This window comes from Rhodococcus sp. IEGM 1370 (assembly GCF_033142325.1).
GTDB lineage: Bacteria > Actinomycetota > Actinomycetes > Mycobacteriales > Mycobacteriaceae > Rhodococcoides.
In genome coordinates this window covers 453523-470111 of the sequence record NZ_JAWLRY010000002.1, presented here as the reverse complement: position 1 = coordinate 470111, position 16589 = coordinate 453523, and the positions used below count along the sequence as shown (strand labels likewise).

Here is a 16589-nt window from a genome sequence, read left to right as displayed (position 1 = left end):
CGCTCGAAAACGACCCACGATGCCGACCCGACACGGCCGGTTGTGTCCGATATTTGGATCGGAACCCCGAATCACGGATCATACGGTGGTGAGTACGGAACGAGTCGCCCCGAAGACCACCGTCGTTGTACCGACGTACAACGAACGTGAGAACCTCCCCAAGCTCGTCGAGCTGCTGGCGGGGTTGCAGGTGGAGGGGCTCGGTGTGTTGGTCGTCGACGACAATTCGCCCGACGGCACCGGCGACGTCGCCGACAAGTTGGCCATCGACGGCCCCATCGAGGTCAGCGTTCTGCACCGCACGGTGAAGAACGGGCTCGGACGCGCATACGTCGCAGGCATGACGAGGGCTCTCGACGAGGGTGCGGACATCGTCATTCAGATGGACGCCGATCTGTCGCACCCCACCGAGGTGATCCCGGCGATGATCGACAAACTGAACACCACCGACGCGGCCGTGGTGCTCGGATCGCGATACGTACCGGGCGGAGCGGTCGCCGCCGATTGGCCCTGGCACCGCAAGGCCCTGTCCGCATGGGCGAACTTCTACGTCAACACGATCCTGCGCCTCGGCGTCAAGGATGCGACAGCGGGATTCAAGGCGTGGCACGCGCGCACCCTGCGCACCATCGATGTTGCCTCGGTCGAGAGCAACGGGTACGCATTCCAGGTCGAGATGAACTACCGAACCGTCAAGCACGGCCTCACTCTCGCCGAAGTGCCGATCACCTTCGAGGAGCGCAGCGAGGGCGAATCCAAGATGAGCCTGTCGGTTCAGCTCGAGTCGGCATTGGTGCCCTGGAAGCTGTTGCTGCGCAAGAAGAAGCTCTGACCGAAGCGTCACGGCGTGAAGCGTCGGAATCCGCCTTCGGCACCGATGACCTGACCGGTGATCGAGCCCGAATCGGGCGAGAGCAGCAGCGCCACGACCGCCGCGGCCTCGTCCGGAGAGTTCCACCGACCCCGCGGCATGTGGCGCAAGACGAACTCGTCCAGATCGGCACTCGCCCAACCGGTATCGGTCGGACCAGGATTGATCGTATTGACGGTGATACCCCGTTCGATCAGCGAATCGGCCAAGGTCGGTGTGATCGCGGCTATCGCACCCTTGGTCACCGCATAGGGAATCTCGGTCGGCATCGGCCCCTCTCCCTGCCCGGACGTGAACAGCACGACGCGTCCGCCGTCGCGGTGATCGACGTACCGTTCCGCAAATTCCTGCACCAGAAGCAAGGACGCGCGCACGTTCACCGCCCACGTCAGGTCGAGGCTCTCTGCTGTCAGAGAACCCAGGTCGCCCAGCTGTGATCGCGCATGGTTGATGACCAACGAGTCGACGGCACCGAACCTGGATTCGGCAGCATCGAACAGGGCGGCAGGTGCTTCGGGATCGGAGAGATCGATGTCGAGATGCCCGAGCCTGCCTGGCGCGGTGGACAACTCGGCGAGCACCTGCACTGCCCCCGGTGTCCCTGCTCCCCACGGCTCGCTCACGTCGTAGGCATCGCAGGATTGCGCGAAGACTTGGGCGCGACCGTCCTGCAGCAACCTACGGGTGATGGCGTAGCCGATACCGCGGCGTCGACCCACACCGGTGACGAGGACGGTACGCCCATCGCTGTTCATGCTGCATTGTCGACCGTAGCGGCATACACGTCAACGCCGAGAGCACGGTTGGTACCGTCGCACCGGAGAATCCACAGTTCACCGCCCTGCGACTGTGGACCTCCGTGCACGGAAATAGCGACGCGATCGCCGACGCTACCGAACCAGAGACTTGACCGACGCCGGTAGCTGGCGGACGTTTTTGTAGGGGCCGACCACCGCGGCGCCGAACGGACGATCGAGTAGCACTGCAGCGACCTCGCGTACCTCGTCGTTGCCGACGCTGTCGATCCGCGCCAACGTATCGGTGATGTCGCGGTGATTGCCGTAGTTCAGTTCGCTACGACCGATCCGGTTCATCCGAGAGCCCGAATCTTCGAGTCCCAGAACCAATCCGCCGCGCAACGAACCCTTGGCCCGCGCACACTCCGCGTCGGTGATGCCCTCGGAGGCGACCTTGGCCAGCACTTCCCTGATCACCGTCGTCACCTCGCCCAGGTTCTCCGGCTGACAACCCGCGTAGACGGAGAACGCACCGCTGTCGGCAAACGTGTCCACCGAGGAGTACACCGAGTACGCCAGTCCGCGCTCTTCCCTGATCTCCTGAAACAGACGAGAACTGAGCCCGCCGCCCACTGCCGAGTTCAGCACGGACAACGCCCAGCGATGCCCTTCGTGTCGACCGAACGCACGTACGCCGAGGCACAGGTGCGCTTGCTCGCTGTCACGAGTCGTCAGGCTCAACGTGGGAGCATTGCGCAATCGCGCTGTTCCGCTTCGCCTTTCGGCCGGCCGCAGACCCTTTTCCAGATGGCCCGCGAAAGCGCGACGCACCAACGACACAATCTGCTTGTGATCGACGTTGCCCGCGACAGCAACCACCATGCGCTGCGGCGTGTAGCGGCGAACGTGGAACGAGTGCAATTGCGCACGGGTCATCGACTCGATGGATTCGACGGAGCCGATGATCGGACGCCCGATCGGATGATCACCGAACATGGCTTCCAGGAAGGCATCTCCCAGCAGATCCTCGGGATCGTCGTCGCGCATGGAGATCTCTTCGAGGACCACCTGGCGCTCGACGTCGACATCTGCCGATCGGCAGCGGCCGCGAAGCACCACATCGCTGACGAGATCGATCGCGAGTGCCACGTCCTCGTCGAGCACGTGCGCGTAGAAGCACGTGCTCTCCTTCGAGGTGAACGCGTTCAGCTCTCCCCCGACACCGTCCATCACCTGGGCGATCTCGAGCGCACTACGCGTGGGCGTCGATTTGAACAGCAGATGTTCGAGGAAGTGTGCTGCACCGGCAACACTGGGTTGCTCGTCGCGCGAGCCGACTCCGACCCACACACCGACCGAGGCCGAGCGAACGCCTGGCACGAACTCGGTGACGACCCGAAGACCGCCGGGCAGAGTGGTGCGTTGCACGCCCGTGTCGATGCCGGTGCTCTCTGGAACGGCCGAACGGTACGTCCCGAGGGGACGTACCGTTCGGCTCGATTGCTTCTTACTCAGCGCTGACCTCGGCGGGTGCCTCGGGAGCGTCGGCGGGAGCAGCAGCGTTGTCGTCTTCGACGGGAACGAGGCTGATCTTGCCGCGGTTGTCGATATCGGCGATCTCGACGCGCAACTTCGATCCGACGCTCACGACGTCCTCGACCTTGTTGATGCGCTTGCCGTTACCGAGCTTGGAGATGTGCACCAGTCCGTCGCGGCCCGGGAGCAGCGAGACGAATGCACCGAAAGCCGTTGTCTTGACGACGGTTCCGAGGAATCGCTCGCCGACCTTCGGCAGCTGCGGGTTGGCGATGGCGTTGATCATGTCGATCGCGGCCTGTGCGGACGGGCCGTCCGCTGCACCGACGTAGACAGTGCCGTCATCTTCGATCGAGATGTTGGCACCGGTCTGCTCGGTGATGGAGTTGATCATCTTGCCCTTGGGCCCGATGACCTCGCCGATCTTGTCGACCGGCACCTTGATCGCGGTGACGCGAGGTGCGTACGGGCTCATCTCGTCCGGGGTGTCGATGGCCTCGGCCATGACCTCGAGGATCGTCGTGCGCGCATCCTTGGCCTGCGACAGCGCGCCGGCGAGCACCTTGGAGGGGATGCCGTCGAGCTTGGTGTCGAGCTGCAGTGCGGTGACGAAATCCTTGGTTCCGGCGACCTTGAAGTCCATGTCGCCGAATGCGTCCTCAGCACCGAGGATGTCGGTGAGGGCGACGTAGCGGGTCTCACCGTCGACCTCGTCGGACACGAGACCCATTGCGATTCCGGCGACCGGGGCACGCAGTGGCACACCGGCATTGAGCAGCGACAGCGTCGATGCACACACCGAGCCCATCGAGGTCGAGCCGTTGGAGCTCAGTGCCTCGGAGACCTGGCGGATGGCGTACGGGAACTCTGCCTGGCTGGGCAGAACCGGCAGCAGAGCGCGCTCGGCGAGTGCGCCGTGGCCGATCTCGCGACGCTTCGGCGAACCGACGCGGCCGGTCTCTCCGGTGGAGTAGGGCGGGAAGTTGTAGTGGTGCATGTAGCGCTTGGACGTCTCGGGCCCGAGCGAGTCGACCTGCTGCGCCATCTTGACCATGTCGAGGGTGGTGACGCCCAGGATCTGGGTCTCGCCGCGCTCGAACAGGGCGGATCCGTGGGTACGCGGGATGATCGCGACCTCGGCGGACAGCGACCGGATGTCGGTGATCCCGCGGCCGTCGATGCGGAAGTGATCGGTGAGGATGCGCTGGCGAACCGACTTCTTGGTCAGTGCGCGGAATGCGGCACCGATCTCCTTCTCGCGGCCGGCGAAGCTGTCTCCGACCGACGTGAGGACCTGAGCCTTGACCTCGTCGAGCTTGCTCTCACGCTCGGCCTTGCCTGCGATGGTCAGTGCCTCGTTGAGCGGGATCTTCGCGGCGTTCTCGACGGCCTCGAAGACGTCCGACTGGTACGACGGGAAAACCGGGTAGTCGCCGGTGGGCTTTGCTGCCTTGGACGCGAGCTCCTGCTGTGCGGTGCACAGGGCTGCGATGAAGGGCTTCGATGCCTCGAGTCCCTCGGCGACGACCGCTTCGTTGGGGGCGGTAGCACCACCCTCGATGAGCTCGATGACGTTCTCGGTGGCTTCTGCTTCGACCATCATGATCGCGACGTCTGCGTCGGCACCGGAGCCGGAGACGATGCGGCCGGCGACGACCATGTTGAACACGGCCTTCTCGAGCTGCTCGTTGGTCGGGAACGCGACCCACTGCTTGTCGATCAGGGCGACGCGAACGCCGCCGATCGGACCGGAGAACGGCAGTCCGGCGATCTGCGTCGAGGCCGATGCCGCGTTGATCGCGACGACGTCGTACAGATCGGCCGGGTTGAGGCTCATGACCGTGATGACGACCTGGATCTCGTTGCGCAGTCCGTCGACGAACGTCGGACGCAGCGGCCGGTCGATCAGGCGGCAGGTGAGGATGGCGTCGGTGGACGGACGGCCCTCGCGGCGGAAGAACGATCCGGGGATACGGCCCGCAGCGTACATGCGCTCTTCGACGTCGACCGTCAGCGGGAAGAAATCGAAGCCCTCACGGGGGTGCTTGCCCGCGGTCGTTGCCGACAGCAGCATGGTGTCCTCGTCGAGGTACGCGGCGACTGCGCCTGCGGCCTGCTGTGCGAGGCGGCCGGTCTCGAAGCGGATGGTCCGCTTGCCGAACGTGCCGTTGTCGATGATCGCAGTTGCTTCGTAGACGCCTTCTTCGACGTCCAAAGTTGTGGTTTCCGACATGTGTTCTGTTCTCGTCCTCTCGTCTTTGCCGTGCCCGCGTGGACACACCACCAGCCCTCCTGGCTGTGGCGGCATACCTGTGCCGTCCATCTCCGAGCTTCTCTCGGGACGCGGCTGCGCGGAGGCGGCCATCGATCGAAGCCCACCGGATCTCGTATCCGAAAGGCCACTACCGAAGACCGTCACCACGGCGTGACAGGCATACACGGCGGTGTGCGAATGCTGCGCATCCGCTTTCTCGTGCTGGCGTAACTGTTCTTGCGGTACAAACACAGATGGCCAACGAGGAACAGTCTAAGCACTGCCTCGTTGGCTACTGCACTATTGCTGCGAGTCGGGTGCGCACCGGCGCGTCGAACCGTGCATCGGTGACATCCTCGCGTCGTTCTGAATTATCGACGCAGACCCAGACGCTCGATGAGCGAGCGGTAGCGGGTGACGTCGACCTTCGCGATGTACTTGAGCAGACGACGACGACGTCCGACCAGCAGCAGCAGGCCGCGGCGGGAGTGGTGGTCGTGCTTGTGCGTCTTGAGGTGCTCGGTCAAGTCGACGATGCGCTTGGTGAGCATTGCAACCTGCGCCTCGGGCGAGCCCGTGTCGGTGGGGTGCAAGCCGTACTCGCCGAGAACGGCCTTCTTCTGTTCGGTGGTCAATGCCACTGGTACTACTCCTGATCAATGACGTCCGCGTGAAAGGAAGCTACGCGCCCGGTGTCGAGACAACGGGATCGAAGCCGGTACAGCCGCCGCGGACCGCAGCGAGCACCGAGGGGACAGCCTATCAGGCCGTGCTGGCCGCCAGGATCGTCCGGGCCCGCTCGGCGTCGCGGCCCATTTCCTCCACGAGGGCTTCCATCGAGTCGAACTTCTCCATGCCGCGCAGTCGGTCGACGAAGTCGACTGCCACGTGCTGGCCGTACAGGTCGGCCTCACCGTCGAGGACGAATGCCTCGACGGTCCTGGTACGACCCGAGAACGTTGGATTGGTGCCCACCGACACGGCAGCCGGATGCCGCTCCCCCGGAGTGACCGTCCCCATGATCGGACCCGGCCCGAGCACTGTGAACCATGCCGCGTACACACCGTCGGCGGGAATGGCCGAGTACATGGGTGGCGCGACATTGGCTGTGGGATAACCCATTTGGCGACCTCGGCCATCCCCGTGCACGACGACTCCTTCGACGCGATGCGGTCGCCCGAGCGCGGCGGTGGCTGCAGCGACGTCACCGGCGTCCACGCACGATCTGATGTACGTCGAGGAGAACGTCACGGCGTGCTCGGCGAGCAGGTTGACTCCGTCGACTGCGAATCCGGACCGTTCGCCGATCTTGCGCAGCATGGGCACGGTGCCGAGCGCCTTCTTCCCGTAGGTGAAGTTCTCACCGACGACGACCTCGGCAACGTGCAGGCGTTCGATCAGGATCTCGTGCACGTATCGCTCGGGAGTGAGCTTCATCAACTCCGGCGTGAACGGCATGACGCAGAAGACGTCGATACCCAATTCCTCGGCGAGTTCGGCTCGCCTCGTCAGGGTCGTCAACTGAGCAGGATGGCTTCCCGGTCGCACGACCTCCATCGGATGGGGATCGAACGTCATGAGCACGCTGGGAACGCCGCGCTTCTTCGCAGCGGCCACCGCTCGCCCGATCAGTTGTGCGTGTCCGCGATGAACGCCGTCGAAGACGCCGATCGTGAGCACGCACCGGCCCCAGTCGGCAGGTACATCGTCGAGACCTCGCCATCTCTGCACACCGCGAAGCCTACGGCCCGACGGCCGCTCGGTCACTCTCGGACAGGCGTGTCGCGCGCGGCACGTATGGACAAAAAGGTATCCCCACGGTAAATATTTCGGTGTGCCTAACTTTTTTCTTCGCCGGTGTGGATCGCGCCGTGGGCGGATTCTCGCGAGCTGGGCCGTGGTGGGACTACTGGTGGCAGCCTCGAGCGGCTGCGCCCGTGCCGTCGGGGACGACGATCCGGCGATGCTCGACGACGGCAGACCCCTGGTTCTGACGACCTTCACCGTCCTCGCCGACATGGCCGCCAATGTCGCCGGCGACCACCTCCGAGTGGAATCGATCACAAAAGCCGGGGCCGAGATCCACGGCTACGAGCCGACCCCAGGAGACCTACGCACAGCAGAGCAGGCCGAGCTGATCCTGGACAACGGGCTCGGGCTGGAGGCCTGGTTCGAGAAATTCGTCGAGCGCATCCCCGCACCCCACGCCGTGGTGAGTGCGAACGTGGACCCGATCTACATTCGCGACGACGCCTACGCGGGCAAAGCGAACCCCCACGCCTGGATGTCGCCCGTCGTGGCCGAGACGTACGTCGAGAACATCGCCGACGCGTTCGTCGCGCTCGATCCCGCCAACACCGACGACTACCGCGCGAACGCAGCCGCATACGTGGGACAACTTCGCGAGGTCGGTGCCGAACTGGCCGCGGATCTCTCCGGGCTACCGGCTCGCCAGCGCGCGCTCGTCACATGCGAGGGCGCATTCGGCTATCTGGCCCGCGACTTCGATCTGCAGGAGGCCTACCTGTGGCCGGTCAACGCCGAGCAGGAAGGAACGCCGAAGCAGGTGGTCCGCACCATCGACTTCGTTCGCGACAACGACGTACCCGCCGTGTTCTGCGAATCGACGGTCTCGGACAAGGCGCAGCTGCAGGTCGCCGAGGACACCGGCGCGCGGTTCGGCGGACAGCTCTACGTCGACTCTCTGAGCGACGCCACCGGACCGGTCCCCACGTACCTGGATCTACTGCGCTACGACGCGCGGTTGATCGCCGACGCACTGGTAGGAGAACGATGACCCAGCACACCGGTGACACTCACCACAGGGCCCTGCACGAGACCGGGGCAGCACTGACGGTGGACGCCGTCAACGTTCGATACCGCGACGTCGTAGCCCTCACCGATGCCAGCCTGACCCTCGCACCCGGCCGGGTGTGCGGGTTGGTCGGAATGAACGGATCGGGCAAGTCGACGCTGTTCAAAGCCGTCATGGGAGTGGTCAAGCCCAACTCCGGCTCGATCACCGTGTTCGGCGGAGACCCGGCGCAGGCGCGCAAGGCCGGCACGGTCAGCTACGTGCCCCAGGCGGAATCCGTCGACTGGACATTCCCGATCAGCGTGCGCGACGTGGTGATGATGGGCCGATACGGGAAACAGAACTTTCTCCGCACTCCCCGAGCCGCCGATCGACTGGCCGTCGACGAGGCTCTGCAGCGCGTCGACCTCGCCGAACTTGCGAACCGACAGATCGGCCAGCTCTCCGGCGGTCAACGCAAGCGCGCGTTCGTCGCCCGCGCCATCGCCCAGGAGGCATCACTGCTGTTGCTCGACGAGCCCTTCGCCGGTGTGGACAAGAAAACCGAGGCAACCATCACCCGGCTGCTCCGCGAACTCGCAGCACAGGGTGCGTCGGTTCTGGTGTCCACACACGATCTTCACGCCCTACCGGAACTGTGCGACGAAGCGATCCTGCTGCAACAGCGCGTGCTGATGCACGGCAGTCCGATCGACGTACTGCGCCCGGAGAACCTGGCGCTGGCCTTCGGCATCGACCCGTCGAAGGTCGGCGAGTTGGGTGCGGGCACTCGAACTCCGTCCACCCGAACCACGGAAGCGAGCTGAACCGTGTATCCGATCGATTTTCTCGTGGACCCACTCGAATACACCTTCATGCAGCGGGCCCTTCTGGTCACCGTCACCGCCTCGATAGTGTGCGCGGTACTGAGCTGCTGGCTCGTCCTCATCGGGTGGTCGCTGATGGGCGACGCGGTCTCGCACGCAGTTCTTCCCGGCGTCGCGCTGTCGTACCTGTTCGGGGCACCGTTCGCGATCGGAGCGCTGCTGTTCGCGCTCATCGCGGTCGGTGCCATCGGAGTGGTCCGCAACACCACCATCGTCAAGGAGGACGCCGCTATCGGCGTCGTCTTCACCACCTTGTTCGCGCTCGGCGTCGTCCTGATCTCCAAGTTTCCGAGTCAGATAGACCTCAACCACATCCTGTTCGGCAATCTGCTGGGAGTCTCGCAGGCAGACATGGTCCAGGTGTTCGTCCTCGGCGGTATCGCGCTGGTCGTCATGATCGTCAAACGTCGCGACTTCACTCTCTTCGCCTTCGACCGCACCCAGGCCCGCGCCGTGGGCATCAACCCGACGGTGATCTCGGCCGTCATGCTGACCCTGCTCGCCCTGACGACCGTGGTCGCGCTCCAGGCCGTCGGCGTCATCCTCGTGGTGGCGATGCTGATCACTCCCGGTGCGTCCGCCTATCTGCTCACGCACAGCTTCGGCCGCATGCTCGTGCTGGCACCGCTCATTTCGGTGGGTTGCGCGCTGGTGGGGATCTACGCCAGCTTCTACCTCGACGTGTCCTCCGGCGGCAGCGTCGTGCTCACCCAGGGACTCGTCTTCGTCCTTGCCTACCTTTTCAGCCCCTCACAGGGCATCGTCGTCCGCGCTCTGCGACAACGCGGACAGGTGCCGGTGGCTCCGGCCGGGTGAGATGTCTTTTTCCATTGGATTGCCTAAGCTCGGCGACGTGGCGCTACGAAAAGACGATCCCGCACCGGCCGACGAGGGCGTCCAGCTGTCCGCGGTTGCGCAGGACTATCTCAAGGTCATCTGGACGGCCAGTGAGTGGAGCGAGGACTCGGTCAGCACCAAGATGCTCTCCGAGCGCATCGGTGTTTCCGCCTCGACGGTGTCCGAGGCGATTCGCAAGCTCGCCGACCAAGGCATGGTCGACCACGCCCGCTACGGAGCAATCTCACTGACCGAGAAGGGTCGTCTCGCTGCCATCGGTATGGTGCGTCGGCATCGACTGATCGAGACCTATCTGGTCCGAGAGCTGGGTTACGGCTGGGACGAAGTGCACGACGAGGCGGAGATCCTCGAACATGCCGTCTCGGATCTGATGATGGATCGAATCGACGCCAAACTGGGCCACCCCGAACGCGATCCGCACGGCGACCCGATTCCGTCCGTCGACGGTGCGATCGAGGCCCCGTCCGCGACCCGCCTGAGCGACTACCTCGACGGACAGTCCGGCCGAGTCGCCAGAATTTCCGACTCCGACCCGGCGATGCTCCGCTACTTCGACTCCGTCGGCATCACGCTGGACCTGCCGATCAGGGTGGTCGAACGACGCGACTACGCCGGCACCGTCGCCATCGAGCTGGCCCGCACCGACGCCACTGATTCCATCGATCTCGGCCACCGCGCCGCAGAGGCGATCTGGATGGTTCCGGCGACCTGATCGCCGGGCCGGTGCCGCATCCGTGCCAAATGTTTCAGTGCCCGCGCAAGGTCGCAGGCCGCACGACCATGACCGAACTGGCGCGCTTGCCCTTCTCCTGGAGCAGAGCGATGGTGTGCCCGGTGGGATCGACCGCCGCGTACACCCCGTCGATTCCTATCGGATCCAGCCACCGTCCCTGGCTCAACGATTCCGCCTCACTCGCGTCGATCTGCCGGTGCGGGAACGCCGTTCGGGCCGCCTGATCGATGTCCAGGCTCACGGCCGGGTCCTCTGCCAATTCTTCGAGTGTCCGTGCGTGGTCGAGGGTGAAAGGTCCGACGCGGGTGCGGCGCAGCACGGTCAGGTGGCCGCCGACGCCGAGCGCCGCGCCGAGATCGCGCGCCAGGGCGCGCACATAGGTCCCTGACGTGCAGTCCACCTCGACGTCGAGGTCGACGAACGCCGATTCGTTCTCCACCACATCGCGCCTGGCCGTCACGTCGAATCGGGTGACGCTGACCTTGCGGGCGGCGAGGGTGAACTCCTCACCTGCGCGGGACAGTTTGTGAGCACGTTGCCCGTCGACCTTGATGGCGCTGACGCTGGCAGGCACCTGCTCGATATCGCCGGTCAGGGCGGCGATCGCGGCCTGGATCTCGGAGTCGGAGACCTGCGCTGCCGAGACATCGGCCAGCACGTCACCCTCGGCGTCGTCGGTCGTCGTGCTCCGGCCGAGCCGGATCGTGGCGGTGTACGACTTGGTGGTCAGCGAGAGCAATCCGAGCATCTTGGTCGCACGCTCCACGCCGAGCACGAGCACGCCGGTCGCCATGGGATCCAGGGTCCCAGCATGGCCGACCTTTCTGGTGCGCAACAGCTTTCGGCACGACGCCACCACATCGTGGCTCGTCACTCCCGGCCCCTTGTCGACCACGAGCAGGCCGGCACCGACGAGACCGGACGAAATCTTTTCGCGAGCACTCACGAGAGAGCATTGTGCCAGGCTCGCGGAGCCGGTCGTCACGTCACCGAGATCGCGGTCATCACCAGACCGCCCGCCACCATCCATCGACCGTCGAAAGCCCGCAACGGCGGACCGGACGTCGTCTCCCCTGGCACCAGTAGCTCCGAATGGAACGTTCCCGACACATCGTCACCGGAGCCGGTGCGCTCGAAGGTGATGTGCGCGTCCTCGAAGCCGAGCCAACGTCCGGTCAACGGCTCCCAGGCCTTGTACGTCGCCTCCTTGGCGCAGAACAACACTCGATCCCAGTGCACGTCCTCACGGCCCACGGTCGCGAGCCACTCGCGTTCGGCCTCCAGGCTCACCGCCCCGAGCACTCCATCGGGCAACGGTCCGTGCGGCTCGGCGTCGATTCCCACCGACCGCACCTGCATCGAGTAGGCCAACACCGCACCGCGATAACCGTCGCAGTGCGTCAACGATCCGACCACACCCTTCGGCCACTGCGGGGCACCGGACTTACCGCGCATGATCGGTGCCGGCTCCACGCCCAACTTCTCCATCGCCACGCGCGCACAGTGTCGAGCCGAGGTGAACTCACGCTTGCGCTTGTCCACCGCCTTGGCCACCAGCGGGGCTTCGAGTGGATGCGGCGTCAAACCCGGAGGGTCGGCGAACAATTCGGCCGAGACGACGCCGTTGGGAAGTATCGACTCGATCACTTGCCTGCCCTCATCTTCTCTACCTCTGCCTCCATCTCGGGCGTCACCGTGAAGTGTCCACCCCACTTGTTCAACGCACCCGGCGGATACTCGGGGACCGGAAGAATCTGCCGCAGAACGTTCTTCGGCAGGCCGCGGCGCTGCCATTCGCGCGGGTAGCCCACCGACACCTCCTCGAAACGAACGCCGTCGTAATAGGTCGTCCGCGGGATGTGCAGGTGCCCGTACACCGAGCAGATCGCGTTGTACCGCGTATGCCAATCCGCCGTCAGAGTGGACCCGCACCACAGTGCGAACTCCGGGTAGAACAGCACCTCGGTCGGCTGCCGAACCATCGGGAAGTGGTTGATCAACACGGTAGGAACGGAGGTGTCCAGCGCGTCGAGACGCTCCCGGGTGGCCTCGATCCGCGCATGACACCAGGCATCGCGCGTCGCGTACGGCTGCGAGGACAGCAGGAACTCGTCGGTGGCGACGACGTTCTTCTCACGTGCGATCGCCAGCCCGTGCTCCTTGTCCCGAGCTCCCCGCGGCAGGAACGTGTAGTCGTACAGCAGGAACATCGGCACGATCGTCGCCGGGCCTCCCTCCCCCTCCCACCGCAGATACGGGTCCTCCGGGGTGACGACGTCGATCTCGCGGCACAGGTTGACCAGGTACTCGTATCGAGCCGCCCCGTGGATCTGGACGGGATCTTTCACCGTCGTCCAGAGCTCGTGGTTTCCGGGAACCCAGATGACTTTCGCGAAACGGCTACGGAGCAGTTCGAGCGCCCACTTGATGTCGTCCGTCTTCTCCGACACGTCACCGGCGACGATCAGCCAATCGTCGGGCGATTCGGGAAAGATGTCCTCGGTCACGGGCCGGTTGCCCCGATGTCCGACGTGAATGTCGCTCACTGCCCACAGCTTCGCTGCCACTGAAAAATCCTTCCGATGCGCTCGGCCGCCGGCGTCGAATCGCCAGAACCGTCCGAGAACGTACCAACGTCCAATACTCCCTGCAGATTCCGCGGCGTATCCGGGCGGGGTGAGGCGGCCACTCGATCGACGGTCGGACGGGAGTACGGACAGAAAACAGAATCGAGGCCGTTCACCCGCAGATTCGGGTATATGGTGCCTTTCATGACTTGTTTGCGGATGTCTGCTCGGGTGGCATCACGATGACGGTGCCCCCGATCCGCGTCCGAGACGCCGCGGCGCTACTCGGTGTCAGTGACGACACCGTCCGCAGATGGATCGACAGCGGAGCGCTCCCCTCGCTCGAGGACGAGACCGGACGCAAGGTCGTCGCCGGCCGGGACCTGGCCGACTACGCGCGCGAACATGCCGTCCCTCCGCCGGAGATCGCGTCGGGCGGAAGCTCTGCACGTAACCGACTCGTAGGGTTGGTCACCGAGGTCGTCTCGGATGCAGTGATGAGCGAGGTGAGCATGCAGTGCGGGCCGTTCACGATCGTGTCCCTGATGAGCACCCGATCGGTTCGCGAACTGGGGCTGGAGCCCGGCAAGGTCACCGTCGCCGTGGTCAAGGCCACGACCGTCATCGTCGAGACACCGTAGGACACAGGAGATGTTCGTGAAGACACTGCGCCCGGTATCCGCGCTCGTGCTTGCAGCCACCCTCGTGCTCGTCGGGTGCAGCTCGAAGTCCGATTCGACCGCGCCCGACGGATCCTCGGACGGCAGCGCGATCCGAGGCGAGATCACGGTCTTCGCCGCAGCATCGCTTCGCGCGACGTTCACCGAGCTCGGTGATCGATTCGAGGCCGAACACCCCGGCACCTCGGTGGAGTTCAGCTTCGCGGGCTCATCCGATCTGGCCGCGCAGCTGATCTCCGGCGCCCCTGCCGACGTCTTCGCCTCCGCGGATACGAAGAACATGACCGAGACGGTCGACGAGGGCCTGGTTGCGGATGACCCCGTCGACTTCGCGTCGAACACGCTGACCATCGTGACCGCCCCCGGAAACCCGGACGGCATCGCATCGTTCGCCGATCTGGCGAACCCCGACGTTCTCACGGTGATCTGCGCGCCCCAGGTGCCGTGCGGCGCGGCGACGGCCTCGGTCGAGGCCGCTACCGGCACGCAGATCCCGGCCGTGAGCGAGGAATCCTCGGTCACCGATGTGTTGGGCAAGGTGACCTCGGGGCAGGCCGATGCCGGACTGGTCTACGTGACCGACGCTGCCGGGGCAGGAGAGGCCGTGACCGCGGTGCCCTTCGAGGAGTCGAGCGAGGCCGTCAACACCTACCCGATCGCGACACTGAGCGGGTCCGACAACGAGGGCACCGCTCGCGCATTCACCGAGTTCGTCGCCGGACCCGTCGGGCAAGACGTACTCGGTCGAGCCGGCTTCGCAGCTCCGTGACCGTACGAGTCGCACACGACGGGCGGTCGACCGTCGGTGTGCCGGTGTGGATTTTCGTTCCGGCGGCCATCGGTGCACTCCTCGTGGTGGCACCGCTGGCCGCGATGTTCACCCGAATCGACTGGTCCAATTTTCTCGGACTCATCACCTCCGAATCCGCTGTCGCGGCGTTGATCCTGAGCTTGAAGACGGCGACGGCCAGCACCGCAGTGTGCGTGGTTCTGGGCGTGCCGATGGCAATCGTGCTCTCGCGCAGCTCGATTCGCGGGCTCTCGATCCTTCGCTCTCTCGTCGTACTGCCCTTGGTTCTGCCCCCGGTGGTCGGGGGCATCGCGCTGCTCTACACCTTCGGGCGACAAGGCCTGTTGGGCGAGCACCTCGACGCCTTCGGGATTCGAATAGCGTTCACCACCTCGGCCGTGGTGCTGGCACAGGTGTTCGTGTCGCTGCCTTTCCTGGTCGTCAGCGTCGAGGGCGCACTGCGCACGGCCGGCGACCGGTACGACGTGGTGGCCGCGACTCTGGGGGCCACACCCACGACCGTCCTACGGCGCGTCACCGTTCCGCTGATACTTCCCGGACTGATATCGGGAACCGTCCTCGCCTTCGCGCGCGCGCTCGGAGAATTCGGAGCGACCTTGACCTTCGCCGGATCCCTCGAAGGCGTGACCAGGACACTGCCGCTGGAAATCTATCTGCAGCGCGAGAGCGACCCCGATGCCGCGGTGGCGCTGTCGCTGGTGCTGATTCTCGTGGCGGCACTCGTCGTCGTGACCGCACGCGGCACTCGGTCGTCGGGAACGCTGTGAACTCACTGCACCTGCGGGCCACACTCGGCGTTCGCGGCATCGATCTCGAACTGGACGTCCCCGAGGGTGAGACGGTCGCCATCCTCGGACCGAACGGGGCAGGCAAATCGACACTGCTGCAGCTCGTCTCGGGTGTGGTGGCACCCGACGAGGGAATCGTCCGACTCGGCGAGGACGTGCTGACCGATACCGTCTCGAACACCGTCGTGCCGATTCACGCCCGAGGCGTCGCGACCCTCTCTCAGGAAGCTCTGCTGTTTCCTCACATGGACGCTCGCACGAACGTGGCCTTCGCACCGCGTAGCGCCGGCGCCAACCGCGTCGCCGCGCGTGCCGTCGCCGATACCTGGCTCGACGCGGTCGGAGCCTCCCACCTGGCCGATCGCCGCCCCGGCCAGCTGTCCGGCGGTCAGGCTCAACGAATCGCCATCGCGCGCGCTCTTGCGGCCGACCCGCGCCTGCTGCTGCTCGACGAACCCCTCGCGGCGCTGGATGTGGACACGGCACCGAGCATTCGACGAGTACTGCGCACGGTGCTGCGCGCGAGCGGTCGCACGGCCTTGATCGTCACCCACGATCTGCTCGACGTCGTCGCGCTCGCCGATTCCGTGGCGGTCGTCGACGGCGGACGCGTCGTCGAGCGAGGCTCGGTCACCGAGGTCCTGACCGCACCTCGCAGCGAATTCGGTGCCCGCATCGCGGGGGTGAACCTGCTCTCGGGACGGGCTGTCGACGCCGACGACTCGACGTCCCTGACCACGAACTGGGGACTGACGGTCCACGGCTCCGGGCGGTACACCACCGGAACCGCACTGGTGGCGGTGTTCTCCCCCGCCGCCGTCTCGGTACACCCGACGGCCCCACACGCCAGCCCGCGAAACGTGTTCGAGGTGGTGATCGAGGAGATGGAGGTGCAGGGCTCCGGCATTCGTGTTCGGTCTCGCCCGCAACCCGACGGGTCTCCGGGCATGGCTGCAGACATCACCCCTGCCGCGGTGTCGGATCTCGGGCTCGAGCCCGGCGGCACCGTCTTCTTCGTCGTCAAGAGCCGTGAGGTGGCATTGCATCCCGCGTTGCCGTTGCAACCCTGACGG

Annotated in this window: 17 protein-coding genes; 9 read left to right on the top strand and 8 right to left on the bottom strand. The window is 65.4% G+C overall.

The features are described from left to right. Positions 1–88 precede the first annotated feature (88 nt). On the top strand, positions 89–832 hold the full coding sequence (locus R4P47_RS05405) for a polyprenol monophosphomannose synthase (RefSeq protein WP_149405954.1): 744 nt from the start codon (positions 89–91) through the stop codon (positions 830–832). Positions 833–840: 8 nt separating this feature from the next. Here R4P47_RS05405 and R4P47_RS05400 read toward each other — a convergent pair whose 3' ends face one another. From R4P47_RS05400 to R4P47_RS05380, 5 genes are all read right to left on the bottom strand, one after another. Beyond that, complete coding sequence (locus tag R4P47_RS05400) at positions 841–1626, bottom strand: SDR family oxidoreductase (RefSeq protein ID WP_317784210.1); 786 nt, start codon at positions 1624–1626, stop codon at positions 841–843. A 135-nt stretch (positions 1627–1761) separates the two neighbouring features. Further along, on the bottom strand, positions 1762–3048 hold the full coding sequence (locus R4P47_RS05395) for a M16 family metallopeptidase (protein ID WP_068050751.1): 1287 nt from the start codon (positions 3046–3048) through the stop codon (positions 1762–1764). Positions 3049–3115: 67 nt separating this feature from the next. Beyond that, positions 3116–5377: a polyribonucleotide nucleotidyltransferase gene (locus R4P47_RS05390; protein WP_317784209.1), complete on the bottom strand. Its 2262-nt coding sequence runs from the start codon at positions 5375–5377 to the stop codon at positions 3116–3118. A 392-nt stretch (positions 5378–5769) separates the two neighbouring features. Beyond that, positions 5770–6039 (bottom strand): 30S ribosomal protein S15, encoded by a 270-nt coding sequence (gene rpsO, locus R4P47_RS05385; protein ID WP_032397847.1) that lies wholly within the window; start codon positions 6037–6039, stop codon positions 5770–5772. Positions 6040–6160: 121 nt separating this feature from the next. Continuing rightward, positions 6161–7129 carry a bifunctional riboflavin kinase/FAD synthetase gene (locus R4P47_RS05380; RefSeq protein WP_094669994.1) on the bottom strand — a complete coding sequence of 323 codons (969 nt, stop codon included), beginning with the start codon at positions 7127–7129 and terminating at the stop codon, positions 6161–6163. Positions 7130–7232: 103 nt separating this feature from the next. Between R4P47_RS05380 and R4P47_RS05375 the strand changes: the two genes are divergently transcribed. From R4P47_RS05375 to R4P47_RS05360, 4 genes are read left to right on the top strand one after another with little or no spacing between them, the layout of a single operon-like run. Continuing rightward, positions 7233–8195: a metal ABC transporter substrate-binding protein gene (locus tag R4P47_RS05375; protein ID WP_394855370.1), complete on the top strand. Its 963-nt coding sequence runs from the start codon at positions 7233–7235 to the stop codon at positions 8193–8195. Further along, positions 8192–9019: a metal ABC transporter ATP-binding protein gene (locus R4P47_RS05370; protein ID WP_317784208.1), complete on the top strand. Its 828-nt coding sequence runs from the start codon at positions 8192–8194 to the stop codon at positions 9017–9019. The genes R4P47_RS05375 and R4P47_RS05370 overlap by 4 nt, the downstream gene beginning before the upstream one ends. A 48-nt stretch (positions 9020–9067) precedes the next feature. After that, positions 9068–9895, top strand: a complete 828-nt coding sequence (locus tag R4P47_RS05365) for a metal ABC transporter permease (protein ID WP_411567303.1) — start codon at positions 9068–9070, stop codon at positions 9893–9895. Between the two features lies 1 nt (position 9896). Further along, entirely contained in the window at positions 9897–10649 is a 753-nt protein-coding gene (locus tag R4P47_RS05360) for a metal-dependent transcriptional regulator (protein ID WP_411567296.1), read from the top strand. Positions 10650–10683: 34 nt separating this feature from the next. On the opposite strand, the gene truB is transcribed toward R4P47_RS05360, so the two are convergent. Genes truB through R4P47_RS05345 form a run of 3 tightly spaced genes read right to left on the bottom strand, consistent with a single transcriptional unit; the run spans position 10684 to position 13237 of the window. Beyond that, positions 10684–11616, bottom strand: coding sequence for a tRNA pseudouridine(55) synthase TruB (gene truB, locus R4P47_RS05355; RefSeq protein WP_317784207.1), 933 nt, complete (start codon positions 11614–11616; stop codon positions 10684–10686). Positions 11617–11651: 35 nt separating this feature from the next. Further along, positions 11652–12317, bottom strand: a complete 666-nt coding sequence (locus R4P47_RS05350) for a 4'-phosphopantetheinyl transferase (RefSeq protein WP_317784206.1) — start codon at positions 12315–12317, stop codon at positions 11652–11654. Beyond that, positions 12314–13237 (bottom strand): metallophosphoesterase, encoded by a 924-nt coding sequence (locus R4P47_RS05345; RefSeq protein ID WP_317784205.1) that lies wholly within the window; start codon positions 13235–13237, stop codon positions 12314–12316. Before R4P47_RS05345 ends, R4P47_RS05350 begins: the two co-directional genes overlap by 4 nt. Positions 13238–13479: 242 nt before the next feature. On the opposite strand from R4P47_RS05345, the gene R4P47_RS05340 reads away from it, so the two are divergent. The 4 genes from R4P47_RS05340 to R4P47_RS05325 are packed head-to-tail and all read left to right on the top strand — an operon-like array spanning position 13480 to position 16586. Continuing rightward, positions 13480–13878, top strand: coding sequence for a TOBE domain-containing protein (locus R4P47_RS05340; RefSeq protein ID WP_411567295.1), 399 nt, complete (start codon positions 13480–13482; stop codon positions 13876–13878). A gap of 10 nt (positions 13879–13888) precedes the next feature. Then, positions 13889–14686 carry a molybdate ABC transporter substrate-binding protein gene (gene modA / locus R4P47_RS05335; protein ID WP_411567294.1) on the top strand — a complete coding sequence of 266 codons (798 nt, stop codon included), beginning with the start codon at positions 13889–13891 and terminating at the stop codon, positions 14684–14686. Then, positions 14683–15495 carry an ABC transporter permease gene (locus R4P47_RS05330; RefSeq protein WP_317784204.1) on the top strand — a complete coding sequence of 271 codons (813 nt, stop codon included), beginning with the start codon at positions 14683–14685 and terminating at the stop codon, positions 15493–15495. Before modA ends, R4P47_RS05330 begins: the two co-directional genes overlap by 4 nt. Further along, positions 15492–16586 carry a sulfate/molybdate ABC transporter ATP-binding protein gene (locus R4P47_RS05325; protein ID WP_317784203.1) on the top strand — a complete coding sequence of 365 codons (1095 nt, stop codon included), beginning with the start codon at positions 15492–15494 and terminating at the stop codon, positions 16584–16586. The genes R4P47_RS05330 and R4P47_RS05325 overlap by 4 nt, the downstream gene beginning before the upstream one ends. Positions 16587–16589: the final 3 nt, after the last annotated feature.